17 protein-coding genes are annotated in these 17,815 nt (G+C 66.8%); 10 read left to right on the top strand and 7 right to left on the bottom strand.

The features are described 5' to 3' along the window. Window positions 1-51: 51 nt before the first annotated feature. Entirely contained in the window at window positions 52-732 is a 681-nt protein-coding gene (locus K0O64_RS28275; protein ID WP_071950232.1) for a hypothetical protein, read from the top strand. A gap of 6 nt (window positions 733-738) precedes the next feature. Here the strand turns inward: K0O64_RS28275 and K0O64_RS28270 are convergent, their stop codons facing one another. Beyond that, entirely contained in the window at window positions 739-1,089 is a 351-nt protein-coding gene (locus K0O64_RS28270) for a metallopeptidase family protein (protein ID WP_071948598.1), read from the bottom strand. Next, on the bottom strand, window positions 1,089-2,480 hold the full coding sequence (locus tag K0O64_RS28265; RefSeq protein ID WP_225933792.1) for a septum formation family protein: 1,392 nt from the start codon (window positions 2,478-2,480) through the stop codon (window positions 1,089-1,091). Before K0O64_RS28265 ends, K0O64_RS28270 begins: the two co-directional genes overlap by 1 nt. 119 nt (window positions 2,481-2,599) lie before the next feature. Here K0O64_RS28265 and serS point away from each other — a divergent pair, with 119 nt between their 5' ends. Together serS and K0O64_RS28255 are read left to right on the top strand one after the other, a co-directional pair. Continuing rightward, window positions 2,600-3,853 (top strand): serine--tRNA ligase, encoded by a 1,254-nt coding sequence (serS, locus tag K0O64_RS28260; RefSeq protein ID WP_071948600.1) that lies wholly within the window; start codon window positions 2,600-2,602, stop codon window positions 3,851-3,853. After that, complete coding sequence (locus tag K0O64_RS28255) at window positions 3,850-4,665, top strand: DUF5718 family protein (protein ID WP_071948601.1); 816 nt, start codon at window positions 3,850-3,852, stop codon at window positions 4,663-4,665. Before serS ends, K0O64_RS28255 begins: the two co-directional genes overlap by 4 nt. 86 nt (window positions 4,666-4,751) lie before the next feature. Here K0O64_RS28255 and K0O64_RS28250 read toward each other — a convergent pair whose 3' ends face one another. Continuing rightward, window positions 4,752-5,825 carry an Lrp/AsnC family transcriptional regulator gene (locus K0O64_RS28250; protein WP_083542978.1) on the bottom strand — a complete coding sequence of 358 codons (1,074 nt, stop codon included), beginning with the start codon at window positions 5,823-5,825 and terminating at the stop codon, window positions 4,752-4,754. A gap of 123 nt (window positions 5,826-5,948) precedes the next feature. On the opposite strand from K0O64_RS28250, the gene K0O64_RS28245 reads away from it, so the two are divergent. Continuing rightward, window positions 5,949-6,806, top strand: a complete 858-nt coding sequence (locus tag K0O64_RS28245; protein WP_071948603.1) for an LLM class flavin-dependent oxidoreductase — start codon at window positions 5,949-5,951, stop codon at window positions 6,804-6,806. 10 nt (window positions 6,807-6,816) lie between these two features. Here the strand turns inward: K0O64_RS28245 and K0O64_RS28240 are convergent, their stop codons facing one another. Further along, window positions 6,817-7,158, bottom strand: a complete 342-nt coding sequence (locus K0O64_RS28240; RefSeq protein WP_071948604.1) for a hypothetical protein — start codon at window positions 7,156-7,158, stop codon at window positions 6,817-6,819. After that, window positions 7,155-8,705, bottom strand: a complete 1,551-nt coding sequence (locus K0O64_RS28235) for an MBL fold metallo-hydrolase (protein ID WP_071948605.1) — start codon at window positions 8,703-8,705, stop codon at window positions 7,155-7,157. Before K0O64_RS28235 ends, K0O64_RS28240 begins: the two co-directional genes overlap by 4 nt. 74 nt (window positions 8,706-8,779) lie before the next feature. Between K0O64_RS28235 and K0O64_RS28230 the strand changes: the two genes are divergently transcribed. The 3 genes from K0O64_RS28230 to K0O64_RS28220 are packed head-to-tail and all read left to right on the top strand — an operon-like array spanning window position 8,780 to window position 11,120. After that, entirely contained in the window at window positions 8,780-9,556 is a 777-nt protein-coding gene (locus K0O64_RS28230; protein WP_071948606.1) for a lysophospholipid acyltransferase family protein, read from the top strand. 5 nt (window positions 9,557-9,561) lie between these two features. Further along, on the top strand, window positions 9,562-10,308 hold the full coding sequence (locus tag K0O64_RS28225; RefSeq protein WP_071948607.1) for a lysophospholipid acyltransferase family protein: 747 nt from the start codon (window positions 9,562-9,564) through the stop codon (window positions 10,306-10,308). Continuing rightward, window positions 10,308-11,120, top strand: coding sequence for a Cof-type HAD-IIB family hydrolase (locus K0O64_RS28220; protein ID WP_083542797.1), 813 nt, complete (start codon window positions 10,308-10,310; stop codon window positions 11,118-11,120). Before K0O64_RS28225 ends, K0O64_RS28220 begins: the two co-directional genes overlap by 1 nt. Here the strand turns inward: K0O64_RS28220 and K0O64_RS28215 are convergent, their stop codons facing one another. Then, window positions 11,121-12,749: an N-acetylmuramoyl-L-alanine amidase gene (locus tag K0O64_RS28215; RefSeq protein ID WP_071948609.1), complete on the bottom strand. Its 1,629-nt coding sequence runs from the start codon at window positions 12,747-12,749 to the stop codon at window positions 11,121-11,123. 163 nt (window positions 12,750-12,912) lie between these two features. Next, entirely contained in the window at window positions 12,913-13,875 is a 963-nt protein-coding gene (locus K0O64_RS28210; RefSeq protein WP_071948610.1) for a hypothetical protein, read from the bottom strand. Between the two features lie 245 nt (window positions 13,876-14,120). Between K0O64_RS28210 and glf the strand changes: the two genes are divergently transcribed. From glf to K0O64_RS28195, 3 genes are read left to right on the top strand one after another with little or no spacing between them, the layout of a single operon-like run. Next, window positions 14,121-15,338 (top strand): UDP-galactopyranose mutase, encoded by a 1,218-nt coding sequence (gene glf, locus K0O64_RS28205; protein WP_071948611.1) that lies wholly within the window; start codon window positions 14,121-14,123, stop codon window positions 15,336-15,338. Then, window positions 15,335-17,275 carry a glycosyltransferase gene (locus K0O64_RS28200; protein ID WP_071948612.1) on the top strand — a complete coding sequence of 647 codons (1,941 nt, stop codon included), beginning with the start codon at window positions 15,335-15,337 and terminating at the stop codon, window positions 17,273-17,275. The genes glf and K0O64_RS28200 overlap by 4 nt, the downstream gene beginning before the upstream one ends. Then, window positions 17,268-17,810, top strand: coding sequence for a phosphatase PAP2 family protein (locus K0O64_RS28195; protein ID WP_071948613.1), 543 nt, complete (start codon window positions 17,268-17,270; stop codon window positions 17,808-17,810). Before K0O64_RS28200 ends, K0O64_RS28195 begins: the two co-directional genes overlap by 8 nt. Window positions 17,811-17,815 lie beyond the last annotated feature (5 nt).

Below are 17,815 nucleotides of genomic sequence, written 5' to 3'. Positions count from 1 at the left end.
TCGGCTGCTTCCGACGCGGAGCAGTTCGTCGGCTACGCACTGCCGGCGGGCATGTATGTCGCCCCGGAAGTGCGGCGTCCGCGGCTGCGCCGCACGATCGGGTTGTGGATGGCCGGCATCGTCGCCGTCGCCCTGATTCTGGTCGGGGTGTCGTTGACGGTCACCAAGAAGGTCCCGCGTTACATGTGCCCCCCGGAATGCGGCGCGCCGCCGATGGGCACACCGGTGACGGGCCTGCCCCGCTTCACCGCGGCCGACGGCTCGTTCTCGGTGTCGTATCCGACCGCCGGCTCGGCCTACGAGGTCTCCACCCAGGGCAACGGGGTGACCGCGAAGTTCACCGGCGGCGATACCGGTGTGCTGCAACTGTTTTCCGAGCCGGCCAGAGGCCGCGACCCGCAGACCATCGCCCGCGACCTGCTGAAGCAGAAGTTCCCCGACGCCAAGATCGCCTACGAGATTCCCAATGCGATGGTCGGCTACCAGCCCGGGTACGGCGAGGTTGCCGACACCTGGCCGCAGGGCACGTCGAACAGCTACATCCGTCTTCGCACCGTGCTGTTGGTGGCGGTCAAGAACGATCTGGCGTTGGTCGCCGGCGCGGTCGGCCCATACCACGCCTTCGGTCCGGATTTCGGTCCAGGACTGCCGTCGGGCGCCAACCTGCAGATCGCCCAGGACATGGGCAAGTACGTCAACAGCTTCACCTGGCAGGGTGACCCGCCGCGCTGACGTCGTTCAGCCCCAACCCAATTCGTGCAGTCGATCGTCGTCGATGCCGAAATGATGTGCGATCTCGTGGATTACGGTGATCGCGACCTCCTCGACCACCTCGGTTTCGGTGTCGCACATGTCGAGCAGCGGCTCTCGATAGATCGTGACGGTATCGGGCAGTGATCCGGCATAGCTCGAATCACGCTCGGTGAGCGCGACTCCCTCGTAGAGACCCAGCAGATCCGGATCCTCCGGGTGATGATCCTCGACCATGATCACGACGTTGTCGATCGCTTTGGCCAGCCCGGGCGGAATGAGATCCAGTGCGTCGCCGACCAATTCCTCGAACCGCGCCGGGTCCATCCGGACGGGCACTAGGCGGGCGGCGGAACGGGTGCGTCGGCCGGCCCGGGCGGCGGGCCCGCGGGCGGCGGAGAGTCCATGGGCGGCGCATCGGATGCCGGCGGCGGGCCGGCGGGCACCGGCTGCCCGTTGACGACGTTGCCGTCGGCCGGCGGCACCGCGGCGGCCGTGGTGGGTGCCGCGGTCGACGTCGGCGCCTGCGTCTGCTGCGTCTGCTGCTGCGGCAGGTGCTGAGTCTGGGTCGAATCGGTGGACTGGCTCGACCCACTGCCGCTGCTGCTGTCGGTCGACGGCGAGTATTGCGTCGTCGGCATCGATGGCAGCAGCGGGATCGAGGGCAGGCTCAACCTCTCCTGGGGGATGTCAGGCGGCGGGACCGGGGGCATGCCGTTGATCAGCAGCGCACCCTTGGCCGGGTTGATCAGCGTCGCCCAGCCGCCGTTGCCGAGGGTGGCGCCGATGCTGCAGGCCACCTGGTGGCTGCCTGCGGTCCAGCTGGGCAGCGAGATCGTGCTGTAGATGAGAGTCAGCGTCGTCGACCGGAGTTGCAGCGGCGTCAGGTAGGCGTCGGTCATCCGGGTGCAGGCGTCCTTGATGAAAGCGTCCTGATCGGCATCCGAGGGCAACCCGGCGGAGAACTTCTCCTCCAGGTTCACCGCACCGGTGACCTCCATGGCGTGCGGGGCGCCGCAGTCGACCGGGATGTCGGTCGGCTGGTTGGTCGGCGGATCGATGCCGAGGCAGGTGCCGGCCGGCCAGACCTTGGACTGGTCGATCTCGGCCACCCGGCCCTTGAAGGCCGTCTGCTGGTTGTCGGTGCCTGGCAGTTGCAGGCCGCACAGCATGCGCCGCTCGCCGTCCTGCTTCCACGCCTTGTCACCGGACCACAGCATGCTGATCGAGAACTTGCTGTTCGGGTCGTACTTGGCGCCGAGGTACCGCTCGACGGCCGGCTGGCACTGCTCCAGGCTGATCTGCTGGATGCGCGCGGCGCTCGGCGGGGCGGCGTTGGGGCCGTATTCGGTTCCCGGATAGGTGCGCATGTCGACGGATTCAGCGACCTCGAACTTGTGGTCACCCTTGCAGTCCACGATGGTGGCCGCGTCGGGGCTCTTGTCCGGCCAGTTCAGGCAGCTACCCGATTTGGCGTTGGCGAACGCCGCCGTTCCCTTTGCTCCCGACAGCGGATCGGAGCCGGCGTACCCCGCGAGCCGATTGTTGTAGCCGATCGGCAGGGCGGTGACGACACCGGCGATCAACAGGCCGCCGAGCGCGGTCAGCAACAGGGCCCGCCGGGTCGACGTGGCCTGGAAAGTGCCTAGGAACGTCCGCCTCGGTGCGCCCGATTGGGGCAGCTCAGGCGTGACGTCCTCGTGCTCGGATAACTGCAGCATCGCCTCTATTGTGGCAGCCGCGCCGAGGCGTGTGACAAGTGATGCAGTTGTAATGTTATGGGGTTGTGCTGTGCCGTCGGCCGGAGGGGCCGACGCGGTGGCTGGGGCCAGTGGCTAGGGTTGCGGGCGTGATCGACCTGAAACTGCTGCGCGACGACCCCGATGCGGTGCGGCGGTCCCAGCTCAGCCGTGGTGAGGACCCGGGCCTCGTCGACGCCCTTCTGGACGCCGACAGCGCACGCCGGGCGGCCATCTCGAAGGCCGATTCACTGCGGGCCGAGCAGAAGGCCGCCAGTAAGAAGGTCGGTTCGGCGTCCCCCGACGAGCGGCCCGCGCTGCTCGAACACGCCAAAGAGCTTGCTGCGCAGGTCAAATCGGCCGAGGCCGAGCAGGCCCAGGCCGAAGCGGCGTTCACCAGCGCGCACATGGCCATTCAGAACGTCATCATCCCCGGTGTTCCCTCCGGCGGCGAGGACGATTTCGTCGTGCTCGACGTGGTGGGCCAGCCGCGGGAGATCGAGAACCCGAAGGATCACCTCGAACTCGGCGAGTCGCTCGGCCTGATCGACATGGAGCGCGGCGCCAAGGTGTCCGGCTCGCGGTTCTACTTCCTGACCGGCCGCGGTGCCCTCCTGCAACTCGGTCTGCTGCAACTGGCGGTTCGGGTGGCGACCGACAACGGTTTCACGCTGATGATCCCGCCGGTCCTGGTGCGCCCCGAGGTGATGGCCGGCACCGGATTCCTCGGTGCCCATGCTGACGAGATCTATCACCTGGAGGACGACGACCTCTATCTGGTCGGTACCTCCGAGGTGCCCCTGGCCGGCTATCACTCCGACGAGATCCTCGACCTCTCGAGCGGCCCGCTGCGCTACGCCGGGTGGTCGTCCTGCTTCCGGCGCGAGGCCGGCAGTTACGGCAAGGACACCCGGGGCATCATCCGCGTGCACCAGTTCGACAAGGTGGAGGGCTTCGTCTACTGCCGTCCCGAGGACGCCGAGGCCGAACATCAGCGGCTGCTCGGCTGGCAGCGGCAGATGCTCGAGCTCATCGACGTGCCGTACCGGGTGATCGATGTGGCCGCCGGTGACCTCGGCTCGTCCGCGGCGCGCAAGTTCGATTGTGAGGCATGGGTTCCCACCCAGCAGGCCTACCGCGAGCTGACCTCGACGTCGAATTGCACGACGTTCCAGGCCCGCCGGCTGGCCACCCGCTATCGCGACGAGAACGGCAAGCCGCAGATCGCGGCGACGCTCAACGGGACGCTTGCTACGACGCGGTGGCTGGTCGCGATCCTGGAAAACCATCAGCAGCCTGACGGCAGTGTGCGTATTCCCGCCGCCCTGGTGCCTTATGTGGGGACGGAGGTCCTGCAACCGTGATCGAACTCGACCTCGATGAAGTCAAAAGCTGGTTCGGCTTCGGTGTGGCCGGAAACTTCGCCGGCCACCTCGAACAGGCCGGTGAGGCAGTTGATTTCGTCAACGTCGCCAGCGAGGGTGTCGCACCCAAGGGGATCTTTCCGTGGTATGCGCCCGGACACGACAGCTTCCTGGGGGAGTTCCCACTGTCCCACGACGCGCTGATGGTGCCGGAGACGACGGAGGCCGACGGGCCGCTGAATCTGCAGATCGAGCCCGAGGTCGGGTTGGCCTGCGACGTCGTCTGGGAGGGCGACACCGTGGTCACGTTGCGGCCGTTTGCGCTTGGCGCGTTCAACGACTGCTCGATCCGTCGCCCCAACGCAGCCAAGATCAGTCACAAGAAGAACTGGGGGCCCTCCTCGAAAGGCGTTGCGCACCAGTTCTTCGACATCAGCGACCTCACCCCGGACGGCCCGACAGCAACCCTGCGACTGCTGTGCCATCTGCGCACCGCCGACGGTAAGCACCACGAGTACGGGGTGGACAGTCCGCTGCTGGGCTACTCGTACTACGGCGAGGTGCTGCTGGACTGGATCGTCGAACGGCTGGCCAACCAAAAGGGTTCTCCCGACACGCCTTTGGAGGATGTCGGCGCACTGATGGTGGCGTCGGGACGCCCGGAGCGAGTGCTCATCGGCATCGGCGCGACGCGTTACACCAAGCTGGGGGAGTCGACCTACCTGCAGCCGGGTGACGAGGCCATCGTGCGGGTCTACGACACCGAGAGCGATGCCGCATCCGAACTGCGCCAGCTGGTCTGGCAGCCTTAAATTCTGCGCCCAAACCGACATTTGGCCGCGAAAGTGCGAGTAGATCGCAGCATTTCGTCGATCTCGGCGTGGGATCTTGAGCGGACTCAGCGCGCAATGCGGGTAGGGCGGGGATTGACCAGTCGTCCGCGGGAAACCACCGATCCGTGTTGTTTGAGGCGTTGAGTGCGGATGTTCACCTCGTAGCCGAGGACCTCCTCTATCTTGCCGAGTTGCTCACTGAGATAACGGTATAGATCGCCGGCGTCTCGGCAGATGGCGATCGCCACCACGTTCCTTGACCCACTCGTAGCGCCGGCGAAGGCGATCTGGTCGTGCGCTGCGATGCCTTCGCCTACCCGGTGTACGTCCTTGGGTGCGACTGTCAGCCACAGCATCGCGCTGAGGTGGTGGCCGAGTCGCTCGGGTAGCACATCGACGTCGTAGTACAACGCGCCGCAGGCTTCCAACGCCGCGAGCCGCCGGCCCACTCGTGCCACCGACCAGCCCGAGAGGGCTGCGAGTTTCGACTGTGGCGTGCGCCCGTCTTCGGCCAGCGCCTCCAAGACGGGCGCGTCCTCTGGGCTGACCTTGCACGGTCGGTCCCATGATTCCGGGACTGCCCGTTCGGCCACGATCTCTTCAGCCTGCTGGGCGTTGAGTGCATGCCCGTAGCCCGTCCACGGCGCTCGGGCGGGGTCGCCGAACGTGTGCAGCAGCAGGTCGATGGTGATATCGGTGACCGACGTCGTTCGTGGCAGCAGCTGCAGAAGATCCTCGCGACCTTCGATCAGCGGGGCGCGGATGACGCAGACCAGATCAGTCCATCCCGCCAACACGTTGGCGTGGGACACATCCGGTCTGCGGATTAGTGCGTCGGCGATCTTCGGTATGTGCTCGGGGGCGGCGCGCATTCGGCACAACCAGCTCGCTTCACCGTCCACCCAGCGGTTCTGTATCCCGACAACACGCACCACCCCGTCTCGGCGCAAGCGATGGTAGCGCCGGGCGACGGTCGCCTCGGTGGACTCGACGACGGCGGCGATCCGGCGAAACGACACCCGAGGCGCCAACTGAAGGGCATGCAGAATCTGTGCATCCAGATCGTCGATCACAGCGAATACTATGCGCCTGAGCCGCCTTAGCTGACGACTTCTTATCAATTCGGCCTGAGCAATCATCATTTCGATGGCATCGCTGTCAGCCTGGAACGCGTCGAACTGACGGGCGCCCTCGCGACGCGCCGCCCAGGACGGCCAGTACGACGACATGTTCGCAGCAGTAACCGTTGAGGAGACTTCACCATGGACATCGGTATCGGACTGCCCAGCCACATCGCGCACGTGCGGGGGACGCTGACCGCCCAGTGGGCGCATCACGCCGAACGGCGCGGCTTCGCTGAACTCGCGGTGATCGACCGACTGGTCTATGAAAGCCTCGACTCCCTCGTTGCGTTATCGGTGGCCGCGGGCGCCACCACCACCATCGGCTTGATGACGAATGTGCTGCTGGCTCCGCTGTATCCGGCGGTGCTGCTGGCCAAGCAGGCCACCACACTCGCCGCGGCATCTGGCGGCCGACTCACGCTGGGCCTGGGTGTCGGAAGCCGACCCGACGACTACACCGCCGTCGCGGTGGACTATCGGCGCCGCGGCCGCATCCTCGACCAGACCGTGTCCGTGCTACGCGATACGTGCGATGGCCAGGTTGTCGGCGGCGACAAGGCGATCTGTGCTGCCCCAGTGAGGATTCCGCTGCTTTTTGGTGGACGGGCCGACGTGACGTTCCACCGCGCCGCGACGATCGGCGATGGCTGGACGGCAGGCGCAGTCCGCCAGTACGCCGAACAATCTATGAGCGCCGACCGAGTGCGCGCGGCGTGGGCAGAGGCGAATCGCGCGGGGCGCCCCCGGCTCCAGGCCAGCGTCAACTTCACATTCGGCGACGCCCAAACTGTCGCCGCCGGTCGCGCCCACCTGCAGAGCTACTACGGATTCAAACCCGATTACGCCGCCATCAATGTCGCCGACATGGTCACCTCGCCCGACGAGGCAGCGGCGACCGTACGCGCCTATGAGGACCTGGGCTTCGACGGTCTCGTGTTCTACCCATGCGTCGCTGACATCGACCAAGTCGACCGCCTAGCCGACGCGGTCCTGTGACGACTGCTGACTAGTCGACCTTGAGTAGCTCGTCCAACACCTTCATGAACTCCCGCGGCTTGACCGGGGTAAACGCCGGGCTGGGATTTGTGCCTGGCACGTCGAGCGTGACCAGGGTCGACTTGATCGGACGGTAGATGTCCAGTGGCAGCCAGCGCCGCAGATCCGAACTTCCCCACAGTCGGAACCGTTGCATCCACATACCCAGCGGCTCCGCCTTGTATCCCCGGATAGACTGCAGCGGAATGACTTTGGAGGTTCCCGACGGAAAGTGATAGCGCCGCAAGGTCAACGCGTAACGGTCCAGTTGCACCAGGCCGTCGTCGTAGTGCTGCTGCGGCGGGGCGCTCATTGTTTCGAACACCGCAACTCGTGGCCCTTGGTGGTCAGGCATCGTCCGTTCTCCAGATTCCATTGCCAGCCGTGCAGATTGCACGTCAAGGTCGAGCCTTCCACCACACCGAATTTCGACAGGTCGGCCTTCAGGTGGGGACAGCGGCGCTGAATCGTGTAGCCACCCAACTCCACGTCGCTGGTGTCGTCGTGTGTCTCGGCGAACCAGCCGTCCGCGTAGGCGATCCGCTCGTCGGTGAGGCACTTGAAGAAGGTGTACAGGTACTCGTTGTAGCCACCGACCCGCCACGCCCGGAACCGGGTGGACAGGAAGATCGTGTTGACCCAGTCCGGCTCGTTGTCCCGCAACACCGTCCGGACCAACTCCGGAGCGATCTCGAATCCGTACCGGAACTTCTCGTCAGCAATCGGCTCGCGCACAGCACGTTTCGGGAAATCCAGCACGACCGTCTCTGGCCCGACGCGCAGCTCCACCGCATAGCCGATGCCATCACAGATCTGATCGCTCTGCAGCATGATCGGCTCGAACTTCGCGCGCAGCGGTTCCAGCAGCGACTCACCTGTCGCCGGCGCCCACCGTGCCTTCTCGGCGGCGAGCACCGGTGCCATCCGTTCGGCGTACTCGGCGATGTAGTCGGCCTTGCCGGTGGTGAAGATCGCCTCGACCTCAGCTGTCGGAACCGGATGGGTAAGCGAATTCAGTTGCTTCCCAGTGAAATCGGCGACCGAACCGGGGATCATCAGCAGGCCGCCGTCGTTGCCGTTCTGACGCATCTGGTCGAGGAACACCATCTGGTCGGGGAAGATGTTGGCTGGGTCACCGTGGTCGTCGTTGAGGTAACGCAGGTCGGGATCCAGGAAGCACGGCGGCCCGGCCGACGGGATCACCCACGTCGCATCGACATCGGCGATGAACTGCCGACAGCGGTCCATTCCACGCTGACGTTTCTGGGTGCCGAAGGACTGCTTGGCGCGCTCGGGCATGTCGTAGACCATCGGGTACCAGATCGCGCCCGAGTACTGCAGCATGTGCACGTCGATGTGGCCGAACGCATCGGCCAGCACGTCCACCGCCAGCGGCCGCGAGTCGTTCATGTTGAACACCGTGGTGGTGCCGTCGGAGACGATCAGCCCGGAGTCGCCGATCGGCCCGTCGGCCGGGGCGCGCAGCGACACGATCATCACGTCGAGCTCGCCCTTGGGCCCGCTGATGCGGTGCTTGACGGAGTCGGTGGTCTCGTAGAAGCGGTGGAAGCCGAGCGCCTCGAGTTCGCGCTTGAGGTCGGGCACCGGGAAGTCCGGCAGCAGGACCATCGCGTCCTTGTTGACGTACTCGGTGAGCAGCTGGGGGTCGAAGTGGTCCTTGTGCAGGTGCGAGACGTAGAGATAGTCGCAGTCACCCAGGGCGGCCCAGTCCAGGCCGCTGTTGTCGGGGAAGACGAACCACGAGCCGAAGTAGGCAGGGTTCAGCCAGGGGTCGCACAGGATGCTTCCCGCCTGGGTGTCGATCCGAAAACCGGCGTGGCCGATGCTTGTGACCTGCACAAATCCCCTTTTCCGTGGTAGCTGCACCCTCCACGAGCTTAGCTGCCGGCGGTTCGCGAGATAGGCTGACCGCTGTGGAACCGGTATACGGCACAGTCATTCAGCTCGCCCGCCTGACGTGGCGTGCGCAGGGCTTGAAGTTCACCGTCACCGGCGTCGAGAACCTGCCCACGACCGGCGGGGCGGTCGTGGCGATCAACCACACCAGCTACTTCGACTTCACCTTTGCCGGGCTGCCCGCCTATCTGCAGGGCCGCGGCCGCAAGGTCCGTTTCATGGCCAAACAAGAGGTCTTCGACTCTCACGTCACCGGCCCGATCATGCGCAGCCTGCGTCACATTCCGGTGGACCGGGCCAGCGGCGCCGCCTCGTTCGACGCGGCGTGCCTGGCGCTGAAGGCCGGCGAGCTGGTCGGTGTGTACCCCGAGGCGACGATCAGCCGCAGCTTCGAGCTCAAGGAGTTCAAGTCGGGTGCGGCGCGCATGGCCATCGCCGCCGACGTGCCGATCATCCCGCACATCGTGTGGGGCGCTCAGCGCATCTGGACCAAGGGGCACCCACGCAAGATGTGGCGTCCCAAGGTGCCGATCGCGATCGCGGTCGGCGAGCCCATCGAGCCGACGCTGCCTGCCAACGAGTTGACCGCGTTGCTGCACTCGCGCATGCAGCATCTGCTCGAACAGGTGCAGGACGCCTACGGCCCTCACCCGGCCGGAGAATTCTGGGTTCCCCGCCGACTCGGCGGGAGTGCCCCGACGCTGGCCGAGGCATCCGCGATGGACGCCGCCGAGGCCGCCGAGAAAGCCGCGAGGCGGGCCGAGCGCCCAGACCCGCCAGGGTCGCCGGGGTAGCCCGTATGGAACCCGTTTTCCGCACCCTGGAGATCGTCGCCTCGATCGTGGTCCGGGCGGCGGGGACCAAGATCACGTTCGAAGGTCTCGACAACATCCCTGCCGACGGCGGTGCCGTGGTCGCGATCAACCACACCAGCTACGTCGACTTCCTCCCCGCCGCGTTGGGCACCCGCCGCCGCAGGCGCCGCATCCGGTTCATGATCAAGGCCGAGATGCAGAACGTGCGGGTGGTCAACTTCCTGATCAGACACACGGGCACCATCCCGGTGAACCGGCAGGCCGGCGCGAACGCCTACGCCGAAGCGGTGCGTCAGCTCAAGGCCGGTGAGCTGGTTGGTGTCTATCCCGAGGCCACGATCAGCCGGGCCTTCGTTCTGAAGGACTTCAAGAGCGGCGCGGCACGCATGGCGCTGGAGGCTCAGGTTCCGATCGTGCCCTGCATCGTCTGGGGTGCCCATCGGGTGTGGACCAAGGACCACCCGAAACAGTTGCGCCGCAACAAGATCCCGTTCGCCGTGCGCTACGGTCGGCCACTGCCGCCGGCGGGGACGGCCGTCGAGCTGGAAGACCGGCTCAGGACCCAGATGAGCACGATCCTGCGGGAGGTGCAGACGGCGTATCCGCATCCGCCGGGCGAGCACTGGGTGCCCGCGGAGCTCGGCGGTGCCGCCCCGACCCTGGAGCAGGCCAAGAAGCTCGACGAGGCCGAGTTGGCCGAACGTGCCCGTCGCGCAACGGAACACCGTTGATGTTGCCCCTGATGATCGCCACCGATGTGGATGGCACCCTTCTCGACGAGGACGAGCACGTCACACCGCGCACCCGCAGCGCGGTGCAGGCCGCAGTGGCCTCCGGCGTTCAGTTCGTGCTGGCGACGGGCCGCCCGCCGCGATGGATTACGCCGGTCGTCGATGAACTGGGGTTCGCGCCGATGGCGGTGTGTGCCAACGGAGCCGTGATCTACGACCCCGAACAGGACCGCATCATCTCCGCGCGCACGTTGAGCGTTGACGTCCTCACCGAACTCGCCGATATCGCCACCCGGGTGATCCCGGGTGCCGGCCTGGCCGTCGAGCGGGTGGGTCGCAGCGCGCACGACTCGGCGACACCACAGTTCGTCAGCTCACCGGGTTACGAGCACGCCTGGCTCAACCCGGACAACACCGAGGTCGCGATCGAGGACCTGCTCAGCGCGCCCGCAGTGAAGCTGCTGATCCGCAAGGCCGGTGCCCGCAGTTCGCAGATGGCCGCCGAACTCGCCAAACATCTTGGCTCACAGGGAGATATCACCTACTCCACCAACAACGGCCTGATCGAGATCAACCCGACCGGGACCAGCAAGGCGACGGGCGTCGAACACCTCGCCCGGCCGCTGGGGATCGCCGCCGAGGACGTCATCGCGTTCGGCGACATGCCCAACGACGTGCCGATGCTGCGCTGGGCCGGCCTGGGTGTCGCGATGGGCAACGCTCACCCGGAGGCGGTCGCTGCTGCCAATGAGGTGACCGGGCCGAACTCCGACGACGGCTTGGCCCGGGTGCTCGAACGCTGGTGGCTCTAGTCAGGTCACCGGATTGGTGATGCGGCTGAACCGCTCCAGCTGCACCGGCGGCCCGTCGGCAGGAGGCGGTGGCATCACCAGGGTCAGCCCGTCGACCACCCGCAGGACGTTGTGGGTCTGCCGGTCGAAGTTGAGGGTGCCGTGCTGGAAGTTCTGCACGATCCACTCGGGTTCCTGGATCTCGCCGCTGGTCGGCAGGCCCAGCGCGCCGCGCTCATAACCCAGCGATGCCCAGGCTTCGTAGATCGCACCGGTGAGCGGCTGCGCGTCGGTGGTCGGCGACCAGTAGATGGCGCCGTGCTCGAACGTCACGTACCGCGCATTGCCGTCGGCGGCCGCCTCCGGCGTGATCGGCATGCCGAGCGGACTGTCCTTGCCGCCCATGGCTTCCCACTTGGTCAGGATCGCGCCGCCGCGCAGCGAGTCCATCAGGTCCGGTGGCCGGTTGAATCGCGATGCGATGTCCCGGATCTGGTTCAGCGCCGCATAACCGGCGTTGCCCGGGCATGCGGTGTTGCCGACGTCGCGGTGGGCGAAGATCGTCGGCAGCGTGGGCGTCGCCCCGGCGGGGAAGAAGGTGTAGTCGCCGCCGGCCGACCGCAGCATCACGGTGCCCGTTGGGTTGACGTGGTCCAAGCCCAGCCGCCAGCCGAGCAGCCTGCCGACGGTGCGGACCAGGATGTCGGTGGGTGGCACGTCCTCGAAGTCACCGATCATGGACACGCCCCACACGTCCGTGTTGAAACCGCCTGTGTGCGAGCCCAATACGTCCTTGGTGATGCCGCCGGCGCGGCCCTCGAAGACCTGGCCGTACTTGTCCACCAGTGCGTTGTAGGCGATGTCGCACCAGCCCAGAGTGCGGGTGTGATAGGCGTAGATCGAGCGCACGATCTCCGCCGAGTCCTCGGGCGCGTAGTCGTTGCTGCCCGCGGTGTGGTGGACCACTGCGGCTCGAATCCCGTTGCCATACGCGGTGTTACCGCAACGGATGTGCTCATCGGCACCCCACTGGGCGCGGCTGATGATGTTAGGTGGCTGACCCGGTCCCAGCGCTGCCGTCGGCGGCTGCCACTGTGAATCGACCGGCGCCTTGGGCGGGGTGATCAACACCGCCGAAATGTTCTGCGCGAAGGTGTGTTCGGCGGTCGCGGGCACATAGCCGAGTTCCTTGCCGGCATCCAGGCCGGTCTCGGGTGGGGCGGTGGTGACCGGGGCGTTGGGCGGCCGGGTCACCGCGATCTGTACCGACGTGGTGGTGCCGACGAACACCGGGTCGGTGCCGCGCGGACCGCCGTGCTGGCTGTCGTCGGCGTTGGACTCCAGGGTGTCGGCGTCGTACCACGGGCCCCACGAGCCGTCCGGTCGCTTCGCGCGCACCCGTGCCGAGGTCCCGGTGAGGTCAGTACCTGTCAGCGCGACCAAGGAGAACGGCGTCGGCTGGCTGATCTCGCGGACCGTCACCCCGCCGCCGACTCCGGTGAGCGGTTGCTGGGCGAGAACGGTGTCAGCGGCCTTCGGCCCGTCCGGACGCTCGGACCCCGGCACGCCGGTGATCGCCCACGGCAGGATGACGACGGTCGTCGCGATCGCGGTGAACACAAGCGTCGGCGCAGGTCGGCGGGACAGCACAAGGCGATGTTACGTATGTGCCCTCTGATACCAGTGTTTCGACACGGACCAGTGTGAAGAAAGTGATACTGGAAGCCTGCAACGGCACCGCAGGGGCCTCTCCGGGTTCACTGACCTAGCGGCCTGACCCACCCTGCGGTGCCGTTCCGACGCAGGCTTCCTATTAACCGGCCGGAGCTGGGGCTGCCGCCGGCGCGGCGGCAGCGGCGGCCGATGCACCCTGCATGGCCTGGGTGATCGACGGCATGACGACTCCCTTGAGCAGGTCGATCGCCTGGCCGACGCCGAGCTGGTTGGCGGCGCTGCTCAGATCGCTGATGATCCCGCCGGACTGTGCGGGCGCTGCGCTGGGCATCGCCAGCGAGGGATCACCGAGGATCGGATAGGTGCCGTTGACCGGGCCCAGCGGAGCGCTGATCGGCTGCTCGTTGGGCAGGCCGAGGCCGGTCGCGGACGGGCTGGTCAAGCCGGGCGTCGCCAGCGACGGCGTGCCTGCGCCGAGCTGAGGGGTCGTGAGCGCCGGGTTGGTCAGCCCGGGATCGGTCAGCGACGCCGACGCCGAGGGCACGGTGGCCCCGGGCGTGGTCAGGCTCGGCGTGGTCAAGCCGGGCGTGGTCAGACTCGGCGTGGTGAGACCCGGCGTGCTGACGCTCGGTGTGGTCAGACCGGGAGTGGTCAGACCCGGCGTGGTGAGCCCCGGTGTGGTCAGGCTCGGCGTCGTCAGTCCGGGCGTGGTCAGGCTCGGAGTGGTGAGACCGGGCGTGGTGAGGCTGGGCGTGGTCAACCCCGGTGCGGTCAGGCTCGGGGTGGTGAGGCCGGGCGTGCCCAGACTCGGGGTGGTGAGCGTCGGTCCCGCCTGCGCCGGCTGGGCGCCGGCCGGGCTCAAGCCCGTCGGCAGCGGGGGCAGGTTGATCCCGAACTGCGACAGACCCTGCTGCAGCGCAGACATCAACTCGTTGGGCAGATCGGTCACCACCGCGGCGCGGACGAACTCGCGCTGCTCGGGGGCCTTCTGCGGGGTAGCGGTCAGTTCGACCACACCAATAGCGGCAATAGGACTTGCGACGGCCAATGCGGCGACTGCGCTCATGGCTGTCGAGAGCTTGCGTCGACGGCTGTTAGGCACGGAAGTCTCCTCAATATCTAGACAACGTTCGTGTCTGAATTACTTCGTGAGCCCCGAAAGCGGCCGTGCGCCGCGATTGAAGCCAACGTGATCGATGTTAAGGGTGTGACTGCTGTGTCTAGAGTGACGATGCGGAATCGTGAGCCAATTGCGACCTTGAATCGTTAGGAGCGCACGTGAATTCCTGTCGGCGCCCGGGCTTGCGATGCGGGTCACACCGCCAGGGTCCGATAACCTAGGCGCCGATGAGCTCTTCTAATTCCGGGATCGTCTCAGGCCCCTTCGACCTCTTCGTCGTCGGTTCCGGCTTCTTCGGCCTGACCGTCGCCGAGCGGGTGGCCAGCCAGCTCGGCAAGCGGGTGCTGGTCGTCGAACGCCGGTCGCACATCGGTGGCAATGCCTACTCCGAGCCCGAGCCGCAGACCGGCATCGAGATCCACAAGTACGGCGCGCACCTGTTCCACACCTCCAACAAGCGGGTGTGGGATTACGTCCGGCAGTTCACCGACTTCACCGGATACCAGCACCGGGTGTTCGCGATGCACGCCGGGCAGGCCTACCAGTTCCCGATGGGGCTGGGTTTGGTGGCGCAGTTCTTCGGCAAGTACTTCACCCCCGACGAGGCCCGCCAGCTGATTCAGGAGCAGGCCGCCGAGTTCAAGACCGAGGAGGCTGCCAACCTCGAGGAGAAGGCCATCTCACTGATCGGCCGCCCGCTCTACGAAGCGTTCGTCAAGGGCTACACCGCCAAGCAGTGGCAGACCGACCCCGTCGAACTACCGGCAGCCGTCATCAGCCGCCTGCCGGTGCGCTACACCTTCGACAACCGCTACTTCAACGACACCTACGAGGGCCTGCCCGTCGACGGCTATACGAAGTGGCTGGAGAACATGGCCGCCGACGACCGGATCGAGGTCCGGCTCGACACCGATTGGTTCGAGGTTCGCGACGAACTTCGGGCCGCCAGCCCCGACGCCCCCGTGGTGTACACCGGGCCGCTGGACCGCTACTTCGACTACGCCGACGGCCGGCTGGGCTGGCGCACGCTGGACTTCGAGCTGGAAGTGCTCCCGACGGGCGACTTCCAGGGCACCCCGGTGATGAACTACAACGACCTCGACGTGCCCTACACCCGCATCCACGAGTTCCGGCACTTCCACCCCGAGCGCGACTACCCGACCGACAAGACGGTCATCATGCGCGAGTACTCCCGGTTCGCCGCCGACGAGGACGAGCCGTACTACCCGATCAACACCGACGCCGACCGCGCACTGCTCGCCTCCTACCGGGAACGAGCCCGGCAGGAGACGTCCGCGGAGAAGGTGCTCTTCGGTGGCAGGCTGGGCACGTACCAATACCTCGACATGCACATGGCGATCGCCAGCGCGCTGAACATGTACGACAACATCCTGGCGCCACACCTGCGCGACGGGACTCCGCTGACCGAAAGCAGCACAGAATGAGCGAGATTCCGTCCGGCCCGATCGAGGCCGGCGAAACCAAGGCCGTCAGCCTCCTGTCCCGGGTGATACTCCCGCGCCCCGGCGAACCGCTCGACGTCCGCAAGCTGTATATCGAAGAGTCCGATACCAACGCACGCCGGGCGCACGCGCCCACCCGGACCACGCTGGAGATCGGCGCGGAATCCGAGGTCTCGTTCGCGACCTACTTCAACGCGTTCCCGGCCAGCTATTGGCGCCGCTGGTCGACGCTCGAGTCGGTGGTGCTGCGCGTGGAGATCACCGGCTCGGCCCGCGTCGACGTCTACCGCTCCAAGGCCACCGGAGCCCGAATCACCGTGGGCGGCACCGAGATCAGCAGCCCCGATGCGACGACGCCGACCGCCGCGGAGTTCGAGATCGGCTTGGACCCGTTCGAAGACGGTGGGTGGATCTGGTTCGACATCACCACCGACAGCAAGACGACCGTGCACAGCGCAGGCTGGTACGCCTCGATGCCCGCGCCGGGCCGGGCCAGCGTTGCCGTCGGTATCCCGACGTTCAACCGGCCCGCGGACTGCGTCAACGCGCTTGCGGCGCTGACCTCGGATCCGTTGGTGGACAACGTGATCACCGCGGTCATCGTCACCGACCAGGGCACCTCGAAGGCCAAGGACCATCCAGGTTTCGCGGCGGCCGCCGAACGGCTCGGCGACCGGTTGTCCATCCACAACCAGCCGAACCTCGGCGGCTCAGGCGGCTACAGCCGGGTGATGTACGAGGCGCTGAAGAACACCGACTGCGAACAGATCCTGTTCATGGACGACGACATCCGCATCGAGCCCGATTCGGTGCTGCGGGCGTTGGCGCTCAACCGGTTTGCCAAGTCGCCGACCCTGGTCGGCGGTCAGATGCTGAACCTGCAGGAGCCGTCGCACCTGCACGTGATGGGCGAGATGGTCGACTCGCAGAACTTCATGTGGACCAACGCGGTCAATACCGAATACGACCACAACTTCGCCAAGTACCCGCTCAACGACGAAGAGGAATACCGCAGCAAGCTGCTGCACCGCCGCATCGACGTCGACTACAACGGCTGGTGGATGTGCATGATCCCGCGGCAGGTGGCCGAGGAGCTCGGCCAGCCACTGCCGCTGTTCATCAAGTGGGACGACGCCGACTACGGCCTGCGCGCTGGGGAACACGGCTACCCCACCGTCACGCTGCCCGGCGCGGCGATCTGGCACATGGCGTGGAGCGACAAGGACGACGCCATCGACTGGCAGGCCTACTTCCACCTGCGCAACCGGTTGGTGGTGGCCGCCCTGCACTGGGATGGCAACGTTCGCGGCCTGATCGCCAGCCATATGAAGGCGACACTCAAACACCTTCTGTGCCTTGAGTATTCGACGGTCGCGATTCAGAACAGGGCGATGGACGACTTCCTCGCCGGCCCGGAGCACATCTTCTCGATCCTCGAGGTCGCGCTGCCCGAAGTGCGCCAGCTGCGCTCGCAGTACCCCGACGCCGTGGTGCTGCCCAGCGCCACCGCGCTGCCGACTCCGTCGGACAAGCGGTGGCGCAAGAAGGTGAGCATCCCGACGAATCCGCTGTCGATCTCGGTGCGGCTCGCCCGCGGGGTGGCCCACCAGCTCAAGCCGCACGACCCCGTGCACCACGAGCGTCCGCAGATCAACGTCGCGACTCAGGACGCCCGGTGGTTCTCGCTGTCGCGGGTCGACGGGGTCACCGTGACCACCGCCGACGGCCGCGGCGTGGTCTACCGCCAGCGCGACCGCGCGAAAATGTTTGCGCTGCTTCGTGCTTCGACCCGTCGCCAGCTGCGACTGGCCCGCAAGTTCAACCGCATGCGCAAGGTGTACCGAGACGCTCTGCCGGTCCTGTCCAGCAAGGAGAAGTGGGAAACGGTGCTGCTCGAGAACTCCTCCACCCATGCCTGACCTCGAACCCGTCGCGCCGCCGGCCAGCGGCGAGGTCGCTGCTCTGGTCGCTGTGCAGTCCACGATCGGTACGCCACAGGTCATCGAGGTGGCCCGGGCGATGTCGCATTTCGGCGAGCACGCCCAGGGCTGGGTCGCAGTGTCCGCACTCGGCGCGCTGGCGATGCCGAAGCGGCGCCGCGAGTGGGTTCTGGTCGGCGTCGGTGCCGTTGCCGCGCATGCCGCCGCGATCGCGATCAAGCTGGTCGTGCGTCGCGCCCGGCCCAATCACCCGGCGGTGGCGGTCAACGTCGGCACGCCCAGCGCGCTGAGCTTCCCGTCGGCGCACGCCACGTCCAGCACGGCCGCGGCTATGCTGCTGAGCCGGGCCACCCGCTCGCGACTGCCATTGGTGGTCGTGCCCGCGATGGCCCTGTCGCGGCTGGTGCTCGGCGTGCACTACCCGACTGACGTCCTCGCCGGGGCGGCCGTCGGCGCCGTTGTCGCGAAGACGGCCGGTTGTTTCGCCTCGTCGCAGGAGGAGAAGCGGAGATGAACGCC

It is taken from the genome of Mycolicibacterium pallens (genome assembly GCF_019456675.1).
Taxonomy (GTDB): Bacteria; Actinomycetota; Actinomycetes; order Mycobacteriales; family Mycobacteriaceae; genus Mycobacterium; species Mycobacterium crocinum.
Note: the sequence above shows the minus strand (reverse complement) of the source record. Positions and strands in the feature narration are given on the sequence as shown.

What these genes read in the sequence shown, in the direction of transcription:
- K0O64_RS28245 (WP_071948603.1), top strand. Translation starts at nt 5,949, where the DNA reads ATGGACATCGGTATCGGACTGCCCAGCCACATCGCGCACGTGCGGGGG.
- K0O64_RS28195 (WP_071948613.1), top strand. Translation starts at nt 17,268, where the DNA reads ATGCCTGACCTCGAACCCGTCGCGCCGCCGGCCAGCGGCGAGGTCGCT.
- K0O64_RS28225 (WP_071948607.1), top strand. Translation starts at nt 9,562, where the DNA reads ATGGAACCCGTTTTCCGCACCCTGGAGATCGTCGCCTCGATCGTGGTC.
- K0O64_RS28240 (WP_071948604.1), bottom strand. Translation starts at nt 7,158, where the DNA reads ATGAGCGCCCCGCCGCAGCAGCACTACGACGACGGCCTGGTGCAACTG.
- K0O64_RS28220 (WP_083542797.1), top strand. Translation starts at nt 10,308, where the DNA reads ATGTTGCCCCTGATGATCGCCACCGATGTGGATGGCACCCTTCTCGAC.
- K0O64_RS28275 (WP_071950232.1), top strand. Translation starts at nt 52, where the DNA reads ATGTATGTCGCCCCGGAAGTGCGGCGTCCGCGGCTGCGCCGCACGATC.
- K0O64_RS28200 (WP_071948612.1), top strand. Translation starts at nt 15,335, where the DNA reads ATGAGCGAGATTCCGTCCGGCCCGATCGAGGCCGGCGAAACCAAGGCC.
- glf (WP_071948611.1), top strand. Translation starts at nt 14,121, where the DNA reads ATGAGCTCTTCTAATTCCGGGATCGTCTCAGGCCCCTTCGACCTCTTC.
- K0O64_RS28250 (WP_083542978.1), bottom strand. Translation starts at nt 5,825, where the DNA reads ATGATTGCTCAGGCCGAATTGATAAGAAGTCGTCAGCTAAGGCGGCTC.